Below are 19511 nucleotides of genomic sequence, written 5' to 3'. Positions count from 1 at the left end.
CGGTCGTTTTGCACGCGGGCCTGCGGGGTAGTGGTTGCTGGTCTCGTGTGCCGTACCGGCGTCCCGCCGCCCGCCATGGAGGTCGCCTGAATGGATCGTGAGCCCGCACCGGTTCCAGCGGCGCCATCCGGCGGAGAGGACGGGCGGCGGCGCATCCCGCGCACGGACGTACTGCTGGCCGATCCGCGGCTCACCGAAGCGGCGGCGCGGCTCGGACGCGGCGTGGTGAAGGCGGCGGTCGTCGCGGCGCAGCGGCGCGCGCGGGCGGGCGAGATCCCGGCCGGCGCCGTGGCGGACGCGGCGGCCGGGGCGCTGCCGGGCACCGCCGCCGGGCTGCGGCCCGTGCTCAACGCGACCGGCGTGCTGCTGCACACCAACCTCGGGCGGGCGCCGCTGTCGGACGCCGCGCGGGAGGCGATGCTCGTGGCGTCCGGCGCGACCGACGTCGAGCTGGACCTCTCGACCGGGGCGCGGGCGCGGCGCGGCCGGTCCGCGCTGGCCGCGCTGCTGGAGGCGGTGCCGGCGGCCGAGGCGGCGCACGTGGTGAACAACGGCGCGGCGGCGCTCGTGCTGGCCGCCACCGCGCTCGCCGGCGACCGCGAGATCATCGTCAGCCGCGGCGAGATGGTGGAGATCGGCGACGGGTTCCGCATCCCGGAACTGCTCGCCGCGACCGGCGCCCGCCTGCGGGAGGTCGGCACCACGAACCGGACCTCGCCGGACGACTACGCGGCGGCGATCGGCCCCGGCACCGGTTTCATACTCAAGGTGCACCCGTCCAACTTCCGCGTCACCGGCTTCACCCGTTCGGCGGACGTCGCCGAACTGGCCGGTCTCGGCGTCCCGGTCGTCGCCGACATCGGCTCCGGCCTGCTCGGACCCGAGCCGCTGCTGCCGGACGAGCCCGACGCGTCCACCTGGCTGAAGGCGGGCGCCGACCTCGTCACCGCCAGCGGCGACAAGCTGCTCGGCGGCCCGCAGTGCGGGCTCCTCCTCGGCCGGGAGGAGCTCGTGCGGCGGCTGTCGCGGCATCCGCTGGCGCGGGCGCTGCGCGTCGACAAGCTGACGCTCGCCGCGCTGGAGGCCACCGTCCGCGGCCCGCGGACCCCGACCGCCGAGGCGCTGCACGCCGGCGTCGACAAGCTGCGGGAACGTGCGCGCCACCTCGCCCAGCGCCTGCGCGAGCAGGGCGTCGACGCGGCGGCCGTCGACAGCGACGCCGCCGTCGGGGGCGGCGGCGCGCCCGGCGTCGTCCTGCCGAGCGCGGCCGTGTCGCTGCCCGAACCGTACGCCGCGCGGCTCCGGCAGGGCACCCCGGCGGTCATGGGGCGCGTCGAGGACGGCCGGTGCCTGCTCGACCTGCGCTCGGTCCCCCCGGACCAGGACGGCGCCGTCGCCGGCGCGGTGCTCGCCGCGGCGGGAGGACGGTGAGGATGCACGTCGTCGCGACCGCCGGGCACGTCGACCACGGCAAGTCCACGCTCGTCCGCGCGCTGACCGGGATGGAGCCCGACCGGCTGGAGGAGGAGCGGCGCCGCGGCCTCACCATCGAGCTCGGCTTCGCCTGGACGGACCTGCCCGGCGGCGGGGCCCTCGCGTTCGTCGACGTCCCCGGGCACGAGCGGCTCGTCGCCACCATGCTGGCCGGCGCCGGCCCCGCGCCCGCCGCGCTGTTCGTCGTCGCCGCCGACCAGGGCTGGCAGCGGCAGTCGCAGGAGCATCTCGCGGTGCTCGACGCGCTCGGCGTCCGGCACGGCCTGCTCGCCGTCACGCGCACCGACCTCACCGACGCCGCGACAGCCGGACGGGTCCGCGACGACGCCCGCGACCGCATCGCCGCGACGTCCCTCGGCAAGGTCGCGGCGGTCGAGGTCAGCGGCGCCACCGGGCAGGGCCTGGACGACCTGCGCGCCGCCCTGCGCGACCTCACCGGATCGCTTCCCGACCCCGACCGGGCCGCCGACGTGCGGCTCTGGACCGACCGCGTCTTCACCGTCCAGGGCCGCGGCACCGTCGTGACCGGCACGCTCGGCGCCGGCACGATCCGCGTCGGCGACCGGCTCGAGGCCGGCGGCGGAACCGTCCGGGTGCGGGGCCTGCAGAGCCTGAAGGAGCAGCGGGACGAGGTCGGCGCCGTCGCCCGCGTGGCCGTCAACCTGCACGGCGGCGCGGAGGTCCGCCGCGGCGACGCGCTGCTGACCCCGGGACGCTGGCTCGCCACCGAGCTGGTCGACGTCCGGCTGCGCGGCGACCCGGCGCGCGACCTGCCGCGGCGGCTCGTCCTGCACGTGGGGTCGGCGGCGGTTCCGGTGCACGTCCGCGCGCTCGGCGACGACACCGCGCGCCTGGCGTTGGAACGTGCGCTGCCGCTGCGCGCCGGTGACGTCGCGCTGCTGCGCGACCCCGGCCGGCATCGCGTCGCGGCCGGGGTGACCGTGCTGGACGTGCGGCCCGAGCCGTTCACCCGGCGCGGCGCGGCGGCGTCGCGAGCGCGGGAACTGGCCGCGATGACCGGCCGCCCGGACGGCGCCGCCGAGCTGCGCCGCCGCGGGCTCGTCCGCCGCGCCGACCTGATCGCGATGGGGGTGCCCGTGCCGTCCGACCCGGTCGCGGGGGACTGGCTCGCCGACCCCGGCCACTGGGACGACCTGCGCCGCCGCCTCCACGACGCCGTCGAGGAACACGCGAAAGAGCACCCGACCGACCCCGGCCTGCCCGCCGAGGCCGCCCGCCGCGCCCTCGGCCTGCCCGACCGCGCCCTCGTCGAGGCGCTCGCCACCGGCCTGCACCGCCGCGACGGCCGCCTCTACGGCACCGCCAGGGCACCCGAACTGCCCGCGCACGTCCGACAGGCGGTCGACGCCGTCCGCCGCGACCTGTCCGAGGCCCCGTTCAACGCCCCCGACGCCGGACGGCTCACCGAGCTCGGCCTCACCCCGAAGCTGATCGCCGCCGCCGCCTCGGCAGGCGCGCTGCTCAGGATCGCCGACGGCATCGTCCTGCTGCCGGGCGCCGACGCCGAGGCCGCCGCGCTGCTGGCGAGGCTGGACCAGCCCTTCACCCTCAGCGAGGCGCGCCGCGCCCTCGGCACCACCCGCCGCGTCGCCGTCCCGCTGCTGGAGCGCCTCGACGACCAGGGCCGCACCGTCCGCGTGGACGACCTGCGCCGCCGCTGCACCGAAAGGACCCCATGACCGGCAAGCGGCTGACCCAGTACGCGCACGGCGGCGGCTGCGCCTGCAAGATCCCGCCCGGCGAGCTGGAGGACGTCGTCGCGGGCCTCGCCCCGAGCCGTGGTGCAGGGCCCGCCCACCCGAACGGCGACCTCCTCATCGGCCTCGACACCGGCGACGACGCCGCCGTCGTCACATTGCCCGACGCCCCGGGCGGCCCCGCCGTCGTCGCCACCGCCGACTTCTTCACCCCCGTCGTGGACGACCCGTACGACTGGGGCCGCATCGCCGCCGCGAACGCGCTGTCCGACGTGTACGCCGTCGGAGGCCGCCCGCTCGTCGCGGTGAACCTGCTCGCCTGGCCCCGCGACGTCCTCCCGTTCGACCTCGCCCGCGAGGTGCTGCGCGGCGGCCTCGACGTCGCGGCGCAGGCGGGCTGCCACGTCGGCGGCGGCCACAGCGTCGACGACCCCGAACCCAAGTACGGGATGGCCGTCACCGGCGTCGCCGACCCGGCCCGCCTGCTCCGCAACGACGCGGGCAAGCCCGGCACGCCGCTCACGCTGACGAAGCCGCTCGGCGTCGGCGTCCTGAACAACCGGCACAAGGCGACCGGCGAGGTGTTCCCGCACGCGGTCGCGTCCATGGCCGCGCTCAACCGCGACGCCTGCGCCGCCGCGCTCGGCGCCGGTGCCGTCTGCGCCACCGACATCACCGGCTTCGGCCTGCTCGGGCACCTCTACAAGCTGGCCCGCGCGTCCGGCGTCACCGCCGTGATCGACGCCGCCTCCGTCCCCTACCTGGACGGCGCCCGCGACGCCGTCCGCGCCGGGTACGTCAGCGGCGGCACCCGCCGCAACCTCGACTGGGTCGCGCCCCGGACCGACTTCGGCGCCACCGCCGAGGAGGACCGCCTCCTGCTGGCCGACGCCCAGACCTCCGGCGGCCTCCTGGTCGCCGCCGAACTCCCGGAGCACCCCGTCATAGGCGAACTCATCCCCGCCACCGACCACCCGCTCCTCGTCCGTTGACCTGGTCCGGGGTCAGACCTCGGTGCCGGTCCGGTCGGTGATGCCGGCCCGTTCGCGGTAGGTGCGGACCAGCGCGAGGGCCGCCTTGCCGCGCGGACGGCGGCCGGGGCGGATGTCGCAGGCGAGCGCCTTCGCCTCCTGGATGTGGGTGTTCGGGTCCAAGGAGAGGTGCAGCAGCTCGTTGGCGGCGTCGCCGGTGCTGTAGCCGTTGGAGCCCCAGTGATAGGGCAGGCCGATCTGGTGCAGGGTGCGGCCGTCCATCCTCAGAGGGAACATCCGGTCGGTCACCATGACGCGGGCCTCGATGACGCCGCGGGCGCTGACGATGGTGGCCCAGCCGCCGTGCTCGAGGCCGCGCTCGGCTGCGAGCTCCGGCGAGATCTCGCAGAAGAACTCCGGCTGCAGTTCGGCGAGGTACGGCTGCCAGCGGGACATGCCGCCGGCGGTGTGGTGCTCGGTGAGCCGGTACGTGGTCGTGACGTAGGGGAACACGTCCGAGCCGGGCTGGTCGCCGCTCGGCTGGTACAGGTTCGCCGGATGCGGGGCCAGCAGGTGCCGGACGGGGTTGCGCTGCTGCTTGTACAGCGGGTTCGTGAACGGCGATTCCTGCGGCTCGTAGTGGGTGGGCAGCGGGCCGTCCATGAGGCCGGCCGGGACGTGCAGCCACGCCTTGCCGTCAGCCTGCATGATGAACGGGTCGTTCCCGGCGAGCGCGTCGGATCCGGTGGCCCCGCGCGGCGGCCGGTAGTCGGGCGCCCTGTCGGCGATGAAGTCCGGGACGTCGTGGCCCGTCCATTTCCCCTCGTCGGCGTCCCACCAGACCAGCGCCTTGCGGTCGCTCCAGGGGTTGCCGTCCGGGTCGGCGGACGCCCGGTTGTACAGGATGCGGCGATTGGCCGGCCACGCCCAGCCCCATTCGGGCGCCACCCAGCTCTGGTCCTTGCCGGGCTTGCGGCGCGCGGGCTGGTTCACGCCGCCGGCCCGGCAGCCGGTGTAGATCCAGCAGCCGGCCGAGGTGGAGCCGTCCTCCTTCAGCTCGGTGTAGGCCGAGAGCGGCCGCCCTTCGGCGTCCTGGCCGTTGATCTCCGCGAGAACGGCGTCGGCGTCCGGCTCGGCGATGTCTCCGGCGGTGGGGTAGTCCCACGTCAGGTCGAGCACCGGACGGTCCATCTCGTCGGAGGAGCCGGCCAGCTTCTCGCGGATGATCCGGCCCAGGTGGTACATGAACCACAGCTCGCTGCGCGCGTCCCCGGGCGGTTCGACGGCCTTGTGGTGCCACTGCAGCATGCGCTGGGTGTTGGTGAAGCTGCCGTCCTTCTCGGTGTGCGCGGCGGCGGGCATGAAGAACACCTCGGTGCCGATGTCCTCGGTGCGCATCTCCCCGGTCTCGATCTCCGGGCCGTCCTTCCACCACGTCGCCGACTCGATGAGGGAGAAGTCCCGGACGACGAGCCAGTCGAGGTTCGCCATCCCGAGCCGCTGCATCTTCGCGTTCGCCGACCCGACGGCGGGATTCTCGCCGAGGAGGAAGTAGCCCTTGCACAGGCCCTCGATCTGCGCCATCACCGTCTCGTACGTGCTGTGCGAGCCGGTCAGCCTCGGCAGGTAGTCGAAGCAGAAGTCGTTCTCGCCGGTGGCCGCGTCCCCCCAGTACGCCTTCAGCAGGCTGACGAGGTAGGAGCGCATGTGCCCCCAGAAGCCCTTGCGCGCGGCCTCCGCGGCGATGAAGGCGTCCAGGTCCTCGTGGGCGTGCGCGTGCGGCATCGGGATGTAGCCGGGCAGCAGGTTGAACAGGGTCGGGATGTCCGTCGAGCCCTGGATGGACGCGTGGCCGCGCAGCGCCAGGATGCCGCCGCCCGGACGTCCGATGTTGCCGAGCAGCGTCTGCAGGATCGCGGCCGTCCGGATGTACTGGACGCCGACCGTGTGCTGCGTCCAGCCGACCGCGTAGGCGAACGCGGTGGTGCGGTCGCGCCCGGAGTTCTCCGTCACCAGATCGCAGACCTGCCGGAACTGCTCGCGCGGGACGCCGCACACCCGCTCCACCATCTCCGGGGTGTACCGCGAGAAGTGCCGCTTGAGCACCTGGAACACGCACCGCGGGTCCTCCAGGGACGGGTCGCGGCGGGGGTCGCCCTCGCCGAGCGCGGCGCCACCGGACCCGTGCGACTCGCCGCGCGCTGTCTCCCTCGACGGGACACGGTCCTCGTACTCCATGTCGCGCTCGCCCGCGGCGGCCTGCATCTCCAGGCCCTCGTACCGCCAGGTGCCCGGGTCGTAGCTGCGCGACTCGGGGTCCAGGCCGGAGAAGACGCCGTCGAGGTCCTCGGTGTCGCGGAAGTCCTCGTTCAGGATCACCGACGCGTTGGTGTACTCCAGCACGTACTCGCGGAAGTACGCCTCGTTCGACAGGACGTGGTTGATGATCCCGCCGAGGAAGGCGATGTCACTGCCCGCGCGCAGCGGGACGTGCACGTCCGCGAGCGCGCTGGTGCGGGTGAACCGCGGGTCGACGTGCACCAGCTTGGCCCCGCGCGCCTTCGCCTCCATGACCCACTGGAACCCGACCGGATGGCACTCGGCCATGTTCGAGCCCTGGATGACGATGCAGTCGGCGTTCTGCAGGTCCTGCTGGAAGGTGGTCGCGCCGCCGCGTCCGAACGAGGTTCCCAGACTGGGAACGGTGGAGGAGTGTCAAACGCGCGCCTGGTTCTCGATCTGCACGGCGCCGAGCGCGGTGAACAGCTTCTTGATGAGGTAGTTCTCCTCGTTGTCGAGCGTGGCGCCGCCGAGGCTGGCGAACCCGAGGGTGCGCCGCGTCCGCTTGCCGTCCTGCTCCCACTGCCAGCCGTGCCGCCGGGCGTCGATGACGCGGTCGGCGATCATGTCCATGGCGGTGCCGAGGTCGAGGCGTTCCCATTCGGTGCCGTGCGGGCGGCGGTAGAGCACGTGGTGCTCGCGCGCCGGGCCGGTCGTCAGCTGGAGGCTCGCCGATCCCTTCGGGCAGAGCCGGCCGCGGCTGACGGGGGAGTCGGGGTCGCCCTCGATCTGGACGACCTTGTCGTCCTTGACGTACACGTTCTGGCCGCAGCCGACCGCGCAGTACGGGCAGACGGACTTGACGACCTGGTCGGCGGTGCTCACCCGCGGCCTCAGCCGCCCGCTGGCCCCGCTCTTGGCGGCGGCCCCGCGGCCCAGCGGATCGTCCCCGGTCACCTGCCGGTAAACCGGCCACGATCCGATCCACTGGCGGACGCCCATCTCGACCCCCTCACCTCATCGGGCCGTCTGCTACCCGCGTCCCGCACCCCGAAACACCGGGGGCGGGACGCGGGCGGGGCGTCACTTCGCGGCGAAGGCGGCCAGGTTGGTGGAGACGATCTCGGGCTTGCCGCCGTTCTGCTGAGCGGAGGCGGTCAGCACGTCGATGTGCTGGTAGCCGGGGGCGATGACGTCGCCGGGCTGCGGGGTCCGGCCGCCGAGCCCGTCGCCGGCCTCCAGGTTGATGATCGGGTTGGCCGTCGGGCCGCCGGTGTGGACGGCGTCGTCGGCGATGCCGGGGGAGGCGGCCAGCGCGATGTCGGTGACCATCTTGGTCGGGAAGTAGTGCTCGGTGAAGTCCAGCGGCTGCTCGGCGAGGCTCCGGGCCAGCTCGCCGATGTCGGTGACCTCCTTGGCGGCGGACGTGAACGGGGTGCCGTCCTTGGACGTGTGGCCGGGGTCGTCGGGGGCGCCGACGCGGTCGTAGTTCCGCCAGGTGTACAGCGGGCCGTTCGGCTGGTCGGGGATGGCCTTCTTGTCCGGGCCGAGCAGCTGGGCGAGGCCGCCGAGGCCGATCGAGTCCAGGTCGTTCGGTGCCGGGAACTCCTTGTCGACGATCTTCCCGCCGTCCCAGAACCCGACGCTGGCCTGCAGGAACGCCAGCGGCTGGGAGTTGTCGTCGAGGAGCCCGCCGAGCGCGGCGGCGTTGGTGATGCGGAAGTCCTTCACCGTCGGCGAGCCCTTGACGAACGTCGGGTAGTCCTTGGAGAACAGCAGCCGGTAGGTGGTGTCGGTGTTGAACGAGGACGGCACGTAGGTCGCCAGGTCGGACAGGCCCGCCGGGGCGATGTCGGCGGCCAGGCCCGCGATCGACAGCAGGTTCATCGTCTCGGAGTTGATCAGTGCGGGGGCCGACAGCGCGCGGGGCACGACACCGCTCTCCAGCCCGGCCTGGACGGCGCCCGCGCCGAACTGCAGCAGCGGGATCAGGTCGGTCGGGAGCTGGCCGTCCATGCCGGGCAGGTTCGTGCTGATGCGGGTGTCGAGGGCGAAGTAGCCGGAGCACTGGTTGTAGCCGGCGTCATCGGTCGTGGAATGGTTCCCGTCGAAGTCCCATTCGGCGAAGAACGCGGTCAGGACGCCGCCGAGGGAATGGCCGCCGCACAGCATCTTCTGCTTGCGCGCCTTCTGGTCCGGCAGTTCGCTCGCCATCAGGTCGTACTCGTCGCGGACGGTCTGTTCCAGCCCGACGTTCTGCAGCCATTTCACCTGGTCGTTGGACTGGTACCCGGCGAATTTCCGGCCGTCCACCTCTTTTTGCCGGTAGTAGTAGTCGACCGCGAGATGGACGTCCTTCGCGGCGAGGCCGGCCTGGACACCGGTGCGGTCCTCCAGGCAGTTGGAGCGGCGGTCCAGCGCCCAGAACTCGATGTGCTCGCCGTTCTTCGCGGCGGCGGCGACGGTGTTGCGCGCGACGCTGTCGAAGGCGCCCGCGCCCTCCAGGATGCCGGGCTGCGCGACGAGGATCCTGTCGGCCTGGGCCGGGGCGGCGGGGCCGCCGGAGTCCCGGAACCGCAGGTACGACAGCCAGTCGCAGGCCTCCGGGTGCGGGCCCGCCGAGGCCGGCAGCGGGACGCGGACGCGCACCAGGGACTCGGCGACCCCGGTGACGGGGGAGCCCGTGGCGACCGGCGTCTCGACCCGGTCGGCGGCGCGCGCGTCCGCGGGCGGCGACGGCGCCGCCACCGCGGCCGCGACGAGCGCCGACGCGCCCAGCAGGGCGAGCCCGCCGAGCCGGCGCGAGGGGCGGCGAACGAGGGGGTGGGGTGGTCGCCCCATCGCGTTCTCCTTCCGGACGCTGATGGATACGGGGCAACAATGAACGCCGTTCTGCCGCCGCGACAGTCGCCCGCTGACACAATTTCCGCGCCGTTTCTGTCCCCGGTCGACAAAAAACCGCCGCACCGCGCGGAACGCGCGCGGCGCGGCGGCCTGGCCAGGAGGGCGCGGCGGTCAGCCGAGCGCGGCGGTGCGGACCGCGCCGACCAGTCCGGCGAACTCGGCGCGCTCGGAGGGCGACAGCGCCCGCTCGTACACCGCGGCGGCGAGCCGGTCGGTGGTGTCCTCGGCCTCCAGGCGGCGGCCCTTCAGCGCGGAGCAGTCCGGCAGGTCGCCCCGCCAGCCGAGGAAGCGCGCCCGGTCCTCGGTGTCGTTGGCGAGCACGGCCTCCAGCGGCGCGAGCCCGGCCGCGGTCGTCGCGACCAGGTGCAGCGCGCCCCGCCATTCCCGCAGGACGTGCACCAGCTGCGCGGTGCGGCCCGGCACGTCGTCGGCCAGCGGCTCGGCCCGCCAGCCGCTGAACAGCGGCAGCCCGGACCCCTCGGCCGCGTCGACGACCCGCGCGGCCAGCTCGCACAGCCGCTCGCCGCCGGCGTCGCCGATGCGGTCGCGGCCCCATTGCACGCAGGTCGCCGCGTACCGCCGGGCCGCCTCGCGCGCTCCGGCGACGGCGACGCCCTCGTCCCAGAACAGCCGGACGACCTGCGGCGGGAACCAGCCCATCGCGGCCGACACGACGTCGGCGTCCACGTCCCCGAGGACCCCGCCGCGGCCCGCGAAGTAGAACGCGAACGGGTTGGCGTACCCGGCCTCCTTGCCGCGCTCCGCGGTCGCCGGGTCGAGCATCCACGCCGCGCCCACGTCGTGGATGGTCCTGTCGGCCGCCCGCACGGTCTCCATCGCGTCCAGCTGCCCGCCCATCGCGCCTCCTCCGCTCGCCGGTAAGCGGGAGGTTACTCCCGCTCGCCGTTCGTGCGGGCGGCGGGGCGGTGCCAGTCGAGGCACACCACCACGGCGTCGTCGGCGAGATCGGCGCCCTCGTGGTGCTCGATCAGCTCGTTCACGATGGTGAGCGGCACCTCCGCCGGGTCCTGCAGCCGGCTGCGGCGGGTCGCCTGCTCCAGCGCGTGCGTGCCGAACTCGCCGCGCCCCGACCGCGCGGAGAACACCCCGTCGCTGACGATGACCAGCCGGTCGCCGGGCTCCAGCCGGAACCGCTGCGGCCGGTACTCGGTGTCGGGGAACATGCCGAGCGGCAGCTGCTGCTCCAGCGGGATGCGCGTCACCTCGGCGCCGCGCAGCCGCAGGATCCGCGGCGAGCCCGCGTCGATGACGTGCACCGTCCCGTCCGCGAGGTCGATCCGCATCACCAGCGTCTCGGTGAACTCCCGGCCCCCGTAGCGGACGTGCACCATGTCGTTCGCCAGGCTCGCCTGCTCGCCGATGTCGGCGCCGGAGCGGCGCGCGTTGCGCAGCGCCCCGACCGTCAGCGACGTCAGCAGCGCCGCCTGGATGCCGGTGCCCGACCCGTTGGTGACGGTCAGCGCGAGATGGTCGTGCTCGGCGGACCAGTCGAAGTTGTCCCCGCCGATGGAGTAGGCCGGTTCGAGGTGCCCGGCGAGGCTGTAGCCGTCGCCGGCGCAGGCGTGCCCGGGCAGCAGCTGCCACTGCAGTTCGGCGGCGAGGGTCAGCCGCTGGCTGCGCCGGGCCCGCTCGTAGCGGTCGGTGTGGTGCCAGGCGACCCGCAGGGCCGCGCCGAACACCGCCCCGACCTCCTCCAGCTCGTCCAGCGCGGCGTCGTCCCAGCCGCCGCCGGGCGCCCGGAACTCCAGCACGCCGAGCCGCTCGCCCCGCGCGGTGACCGGGACGAAGGCGAACCCGGAGTCGACGACGCGGCGCCGGGAGACGAACGCGCGGCCCGCCGCGGAGCCCTGGATCCGGATCGGCGCGGCCGGCTCCCCTCCCGCCGGCCGCGCCGGAGCCGCGCGGTAGGGCTCGACCGGCAGCAGAACCCGCGAGTGGTAGTCGTTCACCAGCAGCCGCGCCGCGCGGATCCGCGGCGGGTCCTGCCGGAACAGCGCGCTCAGCGTCTCCGGGAGCGCGTGCGCGGGGGCGAGGCGCAGCGCCCGTTCGACCTCGGCCGCGCGGCCGTGCGTGCTCATTGCGACCCCATCTCCTTGGTCCGGGCCGTCCACCTCCCGGGGTGTGGTTCCTCCGCAGGGCCCGTCCGGACCGGGCCGGAGAACCGCAGGGGAAGACTGTCAAAAAGCTTGCCACATGGCAAATACTTGATGTCGAGGAGCAGTGGAATTGCTTCACCTGGTCTCCGCGGAAACCGGCCGGACGGGGGCGAACCGGGCTCAGGCGGTCCGCGAGCCGAGCGCCTCCGTCGAGCCGTCCTGCCGTTCGCGCGCCAGATCGAACTCGGTGAGCGCGTCGAGCAGCCGCCCCCGGGACGCGGGCGTCAGCTGCGCCAGCACCTCGCGCACCGCCGCGCGGCGCCGCCCGGTCAGCTCCGAGTACAGCCGCTCGCCCTGCTTGCTCAGCCGGACGATGATCTCCCGCCGGTCGGCCAGCGCGCTCTCGCGGACCACCAGCCCCGCCGCCTCCAGCCGGTCGCACAGCCGGCTCGTCGACGAGGGGATCGCGCCGAGCTCCTCGGCGAGCCGGCCGAGGTTCGGCCGGCCGAACCGGGCGATCGCCTCCACGGCGCGCAGCTGGATCGGCGACACCGCCGGCTCCAGCCCCTGGTCCGCGCGGCTCCACAGCAGCGCCGCCGCGCTCAGCACCCGCTCGACGGCGGCGGTGACGTCGTCCGGCACCTCGCCGGTCCCGCCGGCCGCCGGTTCCCCGGCCACCGGGTCGTCGGCCGAGAGCCGCGGTCGTCGCTGAGTCACGCCCCCGCCTTCCTCGTGGAGTTCCCTGGCCTCGCCACCCGCGGCACCGGCTCGCGCGTTCCGCCGCGGAGGGGCGGGACGGGGCGCGTCGCAGACGGTAGACAACGATAAACGACGACCGCCGCCGTGGCCGCCCGCGAGCGCGAGGGGGGCGCGGGTCCAGGCGTTCCGGAGTGCGATGGATCCGGAATCTCGCGGCCATATCCGGGCAAAGCCGGGCCTTGTTCGGGTTCGACCGGGTTGATGCCGGTAAGGGGTCATCGGGCCGGTCGTGCGTTCCGGCCGCCCCGCCGCACCGGAGGAGGACCCCATGGACCAGCCGCACGCCGCCGGGGACGGCGCGCCCCGCGAGGACCCCGACGTCCTGCTCGACGTCCCGGTCGTCAAGGTCGACGAGATCGAGCTGGAGGTCGACGACCTGCGCGCCGACGTGTCGCTGCGCGCCGCCGTGCTCGACCTGCTCGACCTCGGGGTCGGCGCGGACGTCACGCTCGGCCGGGTCAGCCTCACCCTCAAGGGGGTGGAGGCCCAGGCACTGCTGAAGGTGCGCCTCGACAACGTCGCCCGGATCATCGAACGGGTGCTGGACACGGTCGACAGCAACCCCGAGATCCTCGCGAACGTGACGCGCGGGCTCGGCACGGCCGCCGGGGAGGTCGGCCGCGGTGCCGGAAGCGCGGTCCGGGACGTCGGGACTGGCGCCGGGGGCGCGGTCCGGGACGTCGGGACTGGCGCCGGGGGCGCGGTCCGCGAGGTCGGGTCGGGCGCCGGGCGGGCGGTGGAGGACGTCGGCGGCGGCGCAGGCCGGACCGTCCAGGACGTCGGGGCCGGCGCGGGACGGGCGGTCGGCGAGGTCGGCGGCGGCGCGGGCCGCGCCGTGCAGGACGTGGGCGGCGGCGCCGGTCGTGCGGTGCGGGACGTGGGCGGCGACGCCGGCCGGGCGGTGCGGGACGCCGGCGGGAACGCGGGGAACGTCATCGGGGACGACGCCGGCCGGTCGGCCGGGAACGGGGTCACGGGCCCCGCGCGGCAGGCGGCCGACACCGGACGGCCCGGGCCGGAGCCCCGCAGGGCGCCGCACCGGCCGCACGTCGGGCGCGAGCCCGGACCGGAACGGCGGCGGACCGAGGCGCCGCCGGCCCCGCCGGCCGGCCCCGCCCCTCGCGGCGAGCCGCGCCGCGACGTCCCGGACCGGCCGGACGACCTGGGGGCGGGCGACCTCGCGGCGGCGCTGACCAGGAAGTCCGTGCGCGCCGGCCGCGACCTGATCGGCGGCGTCCTGAAGCGCCTGCCGGGGGGCTGAGGAGCGATGGGCGAAGCGGAACGGGAACCGGACGTGGAGATCAGCGCGTCCGTCGAGGCGGACGAGCTCGTCGTCCGCGAGCCGGCGGACGTCACCGAGCGGACGGCGGCCGAGCCCGGGGGCGACTCCGAGTCGGGCACCGAGCGGCACAACCTGCCGCGCCCGGCCGAGGCGAACACGACCTACCGGCACATCCGCATCGCCCACCGGCTCGCCGCACGGCTGACCGATCCCGGTTCGCGGTAGGCGTCGGCGAATACCATCGGGCCATGGGCGTCTCCGCAGGTCCTCCGGTGGACGACAGGCTCGTGTCGTGGTGGGCGTCGCTGCGCCGCAGATCGCCGGAATCGGTGACGACCGTCGTCCTGCACGCCACCGAGATCCCCACGCTGTCCAAGGCGTGGGACTACGCCGAGCGCAGTGCGGACGGATCCGCGGACGGCACCGGCGTGTGCGGCCACCTGTACGTCGACCGCGACGGCGGCTGTCACCGGTTCGTGCCGCTCGACCGCGTCGCCGCCCACGCGGCCGGTCACAACACCGCGTCGATCGGGATCGAGCTGGTCAACACCGGCCGCCATCCCGACCACTTCGACTCGCGCGCGCAGGTTCCCGCCGAGGACTTCCCGGCGGCGCAGACGGACGCCCTCGTGGCACTGCTGGCCGTCCTGAAGGAGACCCACCCGGGCCTCGTCCATCTGGTGCGCCACAGCGACCTGGACCAGCAGATGATCCCCGCGTCCGACGACCCGTCCGTGCTGGTCCGCCGCCGCATCGACCCGGGACCCCGGTTCCCCTGGACGCGGGTCCGGCGCCACTGGGAGCGGCTGATGAGCGAGCACGCCGCCCGATAGCCGGGTCAGCCCGTCTCCGCCGGGGCGCGCCGTCCGAACCGGGACCGCAGGTCGGCGTCCACCTCGGTGAAGTCGCGCTCCTTCGTCTCGGGCACGAACCGGCCCACGAAGACCCAGCCGAGCGCCGCGATCACCGCGAAGATCCAGAACGTCTCGCCCTGGCCGAGGGCGCCGGCGATCGGCAGGAAGACCAGGCTGACCACGAAGTTCGCCAGCCAGTTCACCGCGGTGGACGCGCTGGCCCCGGCCGCCCGGGCGCGCGGCGGGAAGACCTCCCCGATCAGCGTCCAGAACACCGGCCCGGTCCCGACCGCGTAGCCGGCGATGTAGAGCACCATGAACACCAGCGACAGGCCGGACGACCAGCCCGCGACGAACGACAGCCCGAGCAGCGCCATCATGACGGCCATCGCGCCGAGCGAGAACAGCAGCAGCGGCCGGCGCCCGGACCGGTCGATGACGCGGATCGCGACCAGCGTCATCACCAGGTTGATGACGCCGATGGCGATGGAGTAGACGATCGAGTTCGACGCGGTCAGGCCGGTCTCCTCGATGATCGTCGGAGCGTAGTAGATGATCGTGTTGATCCCGCCGAACTGCTGGACGGCCGCGAGCGTCAGCCCGACGACCAGCGCCGGGCGCACGCCGGAGCCGAGCAGCGTCCGCCACCCGGTCCGCTCGCCCCCGTCGCCGCCCCCGTCGCCGCCCCCGTCGCCCCCGTCCCGCGCCCTGCCCCGGTCGTAGCGCTCCAGGAGCCGGTCGGCGGTCGCCTCGTTGGTGACGGAGGCGACCAGCCGGCGCGCCTCGTCCCGGCGGCCGCGCGCGACCAGCCACGCGGCCGACTCCGGCAGCGCCCACAGCGACGCCGCGACGATCACCAGCGCGGGCACCGCGCCGACGCCGATCATGGCCCGCCAGTCCCCGGCGCCGGAGAACGCGAGGTTGGTCAGGTAGGCGGTCAGGATGCCGATGGTGATCATCAGCTGGTTGAGGGTCAGGGTGCGGCCCCTGATCTCCTTGGGCGAGATCTCCGACAGGTACACCGGGACGGTCGCCGACGCGCCGCCGACCGCGAGGCCCAGCACCAGCCGGCCGGCGACCAGCATCGGGTAGCCGGTGGACAGCACCGCGATCACCGTGCCGACCAGGAAGACCAGCCCCTCCAGGCCGAGGATCCGGCGGCGCCCGATCCGGTCGGCGATCCGCCCGGACCCGAGGGCGCCGGCCATGGCGCCCAGCACCAGCACGCTGACCACGCTCGACTGCTCGAACGAGTTCAGCCCGAAGTCGGTCCTGATGTACAGCAGCGCCCCGGAGATCACCCCGGTGTCGAACCCGAACAGGAACCCGCCGACCGCGATCAGGACCGCCCAGACCCAGATCCTGCGCAGCCCGTCCGGCGGCACCTCCGACAGCGGGCCCTCGTAGACCGTCGCGGTGGCGAACCCCTGCATCCCCGCTGCCTCCCCGATCCGCGTCGCGCGTGCAGATCCGGCCTACCCTCCGTGATCGGGAGCACACGCACCGGGCTCGGAGGCGGCGTCAGGTGCCCTGTTCGGTGATCCAGACGGCGATCTGCGCGCGGGAGGAGAACCCGAGCTTGGCGAGGATGTGCTCGATGTGGGAGTCGGCGGTGCGCTTGGCGATGGTCAGCCGGTCGGCGATGTCGCGGTTGGACAGCCCCTCGGCCACCAGCGCAGCCACCTCCAGCTCGCGTTCGGTGAGCGGGGAGGCGGCCTGCCCGGACGCGCCCGCGCCCGCCCCGGACACCGCGGGTTCGCCCAACGCGTCCCGGATCGCGTGCGCCGCCGCGAGGCGCCCGCCCTCCTCGAAGGCCGCGCGGTACCGCCGCTCGCCCAGCGCCCGCACCGCCTCGCCGATGTGGGTCTCCCGCAGCATCGCGTGGTGCGGGCCGAACCAGGCCGTCTGGGTGGACTCGCGCATCCGGTCGGCGGCGCCGAGCAGCCGCGCGGCGCGGACGTACTCGCCGCCGCTGCACAGGCATCCGGCGATCGCCTCCAGCCCCAGCGTCATGCCCAGCTCGTCGGCGAGGTCGCGCTTGATCCGCAGCGACCGGCGGAGCCGTTCGAGGGCGGCGTCGAGGTCGCCGGCGAGCCACAGCGCGAGCCCGCACACCAGCATGCCGTAGGAGCGCACCCACAGCTCGCCGTGCTCCTCGCCGGCCCGCGCGCCCCGTCCGGCGTGCTCGACGGCCGCCGGGTGGTCGCCCTTGAACAGGTACCCGACGCCGCGGAAGACCTCCACGAGCAGCAGGAGGACGTCGTCGTCGGCCTGCTCGCCCAGCTCGTCGGCGGCGCCGAGCAGCCGCAGCGACCGGTCGACGTCGCCGGCGAACAGCGCCCTGACGCCCTCGCAGCAGGCGACGAGCGCGACCGCGTCCCGGTCGCCCTCCGCCCGCGCCTGCGCCGACGCCCGGTCCAGCAGCTCGCCGGCGGCGCCGAGGTCGTCCTGGAGCGTCATCGTCAGGGCGGCGAGGCCGAGGAGGCGCGCCCAGCCCTCGCCCGTGGTGTCGCGGGCCTCCAGCAGCCGGTCCATCCAGTGCCGGCACTCGCCCGCCATGCCGTGCAGCATCCAGAGCCGGCCGAGGGCGTCCAGCGCGTCCCGGGCGGTCGCCGTCTCGGCCGTGGTCACGACGTCGCCGAGCAGCGCCCGGATGTTGGCGCGCTCGCGGTCGAACCAGTCGAGCCACCGGGCCTGCTCCGCGCCCGCCAGCTCCGCCCGGGCGAGCCGCAGCCGCCCGGCGTACCAGTCGAAGCAGCGCCGCCTCAGCCGGGCCTGCCCGCCGCCGGCGGCGAGCCGTTCGACGCCGTACTCCCGCAGGCTGTCGAGCATCCGGTACCGGACCCGGCCGCCGCGGTCGGCGCGCTGCACGACGGACTTGTCGACCAGGCCGGTCAGCACGTCCACGACGTGCTCGGCGGGCAGGCCGTCGCCGGAGCAGGCGTGCTCGGCGGCGTCGAGGTCGAAGTCGCCGGCGAACACCGACAGCCGCGCCCACAGCAGCCGCTCCTCGGCCGAGCACAGCGCGTGGCTCCAGTCGATCGCCGCGCGCAGCGTCTGGTGCCGCGGCACGCTGGTGCGCGCGCCGCGGGCCTGGAACAGCCGGGTGCCGAGCCGGCTCAGCACCTGGTCGGCCGAGAACGTCCGCAGCTGCACCGCGGCGAGCTCGATCGCCAGCGGGATCCCGTCGAGGCGGTGGCACAGCCGGGCGACGGCGTCCCGGTTGCCGTTGGTGAGCGTCCAGCCCTGGACGGCCGCGGCGGCGCGCTCGGCGAACAGCCGGACCGAGTCGCACTCCTCGCCGTCGGGGGCGTCCGGGCCGCCGGGCTCCGGCCGCCCCAGCGGGGCGACGCTGATGGTGTGCTCGCCCAGGACGTCGAGCGGCTGCCGGCTGGTCGCCAGCACGCGCAGGCCCGGGGCGCAGCGCAGCAGCACCTCGGTCAGCGCCGCGCACGCGTCGAGCAGGTGCTCGCAGGTGTCGAGGACGAGCAGCACCCGCCGGTCGGCGAGATGGTCGGCGAGCCGGGAGGCGGCCGGCCCGCCGCCCTGCCCGGCGAGGCCGAGCGCGTCGCAGATCGCCTGCGCCAGCAGCGAGGGCTCGGTGAGGCTCGACAGGCCGACGAAGTACACGCCGCCGTCGAAGGCGTCGCTCGCCCGCGCCGCGGTGCGCACCGCGAGCCGGGTCTTGCCGACCCCGCCCGGCCCGGTCAGCGTGACCAGGCGGTGCCCGTCGATCAGCCTCCGGACCTGGTGCAGCTCCGTCTTCCGCCCGACGAAGCTGGTGAACTCCGCGGGCAGTCGTCCCGTCTGCCGCTCCAGCGTCATTTCCAGCGCCACGCCGTCTCCGAGTCAGCTCCCGCCGGACGTCCGGCGACTTGGGGGTACGCCTGGATTGTAATTGCGGTGCTACGGAAGGCGACCGTGAATCGGTACGCGGATCGGTTCATCTACCGATGTCCGGTCGCGGCCGGCCCGGTGAGGATGGGCATCGCGCGGCGGTGCCTCCGGCGGCCCGCCCCGCACCGGCGTTCCCGCGCGGTCCGCCGGTCCGGCGGCCGGGGATCCGGGGGGAACCCCCGGCCGCCGGGGGCCCTGGTCCCCGCCGCCGTCACCGTGTGTCGGCGCCGGTGGCGGCGGCGGGCTTCAGGGGAGCCGGGCGCGGCGGGACGAGCCGGGGGCGATGAGCAGGGTCTTGCCCCTTTTGGCACTGAGTGCCACTATGGCGGTGACCGCTTATCGGCCCGATGGCGGCGCAGCCGTCGTCCGGCCGAAAAGGCCTTCCACCCCTGCGCCTCCGGGTCTGACCAACGTGGAGGAAGAACCCATGGCGCGTTTGACAGGCAAGGTCGCTTTCATCACCGGCGCGGCGCGCGGGCAGGGGCGCGCGGAGGCCGTCCGGCTGGCCTCCGAGGGCGCGGACGTCATCGCGGTGGACCTCGTCGGCGCGGTCAGCTCCTACGTCCCCTACGAGCCGCCCACCCAGGACGACCTTGACGAGACCGCCAAGCTGGTGACCGACCAGGGACGCCGGATCGTGGCCCGGAAGGCCGACGTGCGGGACCTGGCCGCGCTGCAGGCGGCCGTCCGGGAGGGCGTCGCCGAGCTCGGCAGGCTCGACGTGGTGGTGGCCAACGCGGGGATCGTGAACTACGGCCGCACCTGGGAGCTCGACGAGGAGCAGTGGCAGGACGTCATCGACACCAACCTCACCGGGGTGTGGAAGACGGTGAAGGCCACCGTGCCGACGCTCATCGAGCAGGGCCAGGGCGGTTCGATCATCATTACCAGCTCGGTGGCGGGCCTGAAGGGGCTGCCGTTCCTGGCGCACTACGCCTCCTCGAAGCACGGCGTCGTGGGCCTGGCGAAGGTCCTCGCCAACGAGCTGGGCGAGCACGACATCCGGGTCAACACCGTCCACCCGCACGGGGTACGGACGGGCATGACCAGCGGGACGATGACCGAGCTGCTGGAGCAGAGCCCGCTGCTCGGGCCCATCTACATGCCGGCGCTGCCCTACGAGATGGTCGAGCCGGAGGACATCGCGAACATCGTCGCGTTCCTGGCCTCCGACGAGGGCAAGTACATCACCGGCGCCCAGCTGCCCGTCGACCTCGGTGCGCTGAACCGCTGAC

Annotated in this window: 14 protein-coding genes; 7 read left to right on the top strand and 7 right to left on the bottom strand. The window is 74.6% G+C overall.

The features are described 5' to 3' along the window. Positions 1-90 precede the first annotated feature (90 nt). The 3 genes from selA to selD are packed head-to-tail and all read left to right on the top strand — an operon-like array spanning position 91 to position 4204. Complete coding sequence (gene selA / locus ACA514_RS34385; protein WP_375045432.1) at positions 91-1431, top strand: L-seryl-tRNA(Sec) selenium transferase; 1341 nt, start codon at positions 91-93, stop codon at positions 1429-1431. 2 nt (positions 1432-1433) lie between these two features. After that, a complete protein-coding gene (locus tag ACA514_RS34380) occupies positions 1434-3194 on the top strand; it encodes a SelB C-terminal domain-containing protein (RefSeq protein ID WP_375045431.1) in 1761 nt (586 codons plus the stop codon). Beyond that, positions 3191-4204 (top strand): selenide, water dikinase SelD, encoded by a 1014-nt coding sequence (gene selD / locus ACA514_RS34375; RefSeq protein ID WP_375045430.1) that lies wholly within the window; start codon positions 3191-3193, stop codon positions 4202-4204. The genes ACA514_RS34380 and selD overlap by 4 nt, the downstream gene beginning before the upstream one ends. A gap of 12 nt (positions 4205-4216) precedes the next feature. Here the strand turns inward: selD and fdh are convergent, their stop codons facing one another. From fdh to ACA514_RS34350, 5 genes are all read right to left on the bottom strand, one after another. Next, complete coding sequence (gene fdh, locus ACA514_RS34370) at positions 4217-7465, bottom strand: formate dehydrogenase (RefSeq protein WP_375045429.1); 3249 nt, start codon at positions 7463-7465, stop codon at positions 4217-4219. Positions 7466-7546: 81 nt separating this feature from the next. Next, complete coding sequence (locus ACA514_RS34365) at positions 7547-9304, bottom strand: hypothetical protein (RefSeq protein ID WP_375045428.1); 1758 nt, start codon at positions 9302-9304, stop codon at positions 7547-7549. Between the two features lie 174 nt (positions 9305-9478). Further along, the gene (locus tag ACA514_RS34360) at positions 9479-10225 is read right to left on the bottom strand and encodes a hypothetical protein (RefSeq protein WP_375045427.1); all 747 of its coding nucleotides are present in this window, start codon (positions 10223-10225) and stop codon (positions 9479-9481) included. Positions 10226-10257: 32 nt separating this feature from the next. Beyond that, the gene (locus tag ACA514_RS34355; protein WP_375045426.1) at positions 10258-11466 is read right to left on the bottom strand and encodes a PP2C family protein-serine/threonine phosphatase; all 1209 of its coding nucleotides are present in this window, start codon (positions 11464-11466) and stop codon (positions 10258-10260) included. A gap of 198 nt (positions 11467-11664) precedes the next feature. Next, positions 11665-12201 (bottom strand): MarR family winged helix-turn-helix transcriptional regulator, encoded by a 537-nt coding sequence (locus ACA514_RS34350; RefSeq protein WP_375045425.1) that lies wholly within the window; start codon positions 12199-12201, stop codon positions 11665-11667. Between the two features lie 310 nt (positions 12202-12511). On the opposite strand from ACA514_RS34350, the gene ACA514_RS34345 reads away from it, so the two are divergent. From ACA514_RS34345 to ACA514_RS34335, 3 genes are read left to right on the top strand one after another with little or no spacing between them, the layout of a single operon-like run. Next, complete coding sequence (locus ACA514_RS34345) at positions 12512-13504, top strand: hypothetical protein (RefSeq protein ID WP_375045424.1); 993 nt, start codon at positions 12512-12514, stop codon at positions 13502-13504. 6 nt (positions 13505-13510) lie between these two features. Beyond that, positions 13511-13750 (top strand): hypothetical protein, encoded by a 240-nt coding sequence (locus tag ACA514_RS34340; protein ID WP_375045423.1) that lies wholly within the window; start codon positions 13511-13513, stop codon positions 13748-13750. 23 nt (positions 13751-13773) lie between these two features. Then, entirely contained in the window at positions 13774-14358 is a 585-nt protein-coding gene (locus ACA514_RS34335; RefSeq protein ID WP_375045422.1) for an N-acetylmuramoyl-L-alanine amidase, read from the top strand. A gap of 5 nt (positions 14359-14363) precedes the next feature. On the opposite strand, the gene ACA514_RS34330 is transcribed toward ACA514_RS34335, so the two are convergent. Next, a complete protein-coding gene (locus ACA514_RS34330) occupies positions 14364-15812 on the bottom strand; it encodes a sugar porter family MFS transporter (protein WP_375045421.1) in 1449 nt (482 codons plus the stop codon). A gap of 88 nt (positions 15813-15900) precedes the next feature. Continuing rightward, positions 15901-18216 carry a LuxR C-terminal-related transcriptional regulator gene (locus tag ACA514_RS34325; protein WP_375045420.1) on the bottom strand — a complete coding sequence of 772 codons (2316 nt, stop codon included), beginning with the start codon at positions 18214-18216 and terminating at the stop codon, positions 15901-15903. A gap of 487 nt (positions 18217-18703) precedes the next feature. On the opposite strand from ACA514_RS34325, the gene ACA514_RS34320 reads away from it, so the two are divergent. Continuing rightward, positions 18704-19510, top strand: coding sequence for a mycofactocin-coupled SDR family oxidoreductase (locus tag ACA514_RS34320; protein ID WP_375045419.1), 807 nt, complete (start codon positions 18704-18706; stop codon positions 19508-19510). Position 19511 lies beyond the last annotated feature (1 nt).

This window comes from Actinomadura sp. NTSP31 (assembly GCF_041951385.1).
GTDB classification, from domain to species: domain Bacteria; phylum Actinomycetota; class Actinomycetes; order Streptosporangiales; family Streptosporangiaceae; genus Spirillospora; species Spirillospora napierensis.
The sequence above is the reverse complement of the archived record's forward strand: the minus strand, read 5'-3'. Positions and strand labels throughout refer to the sequence as shown.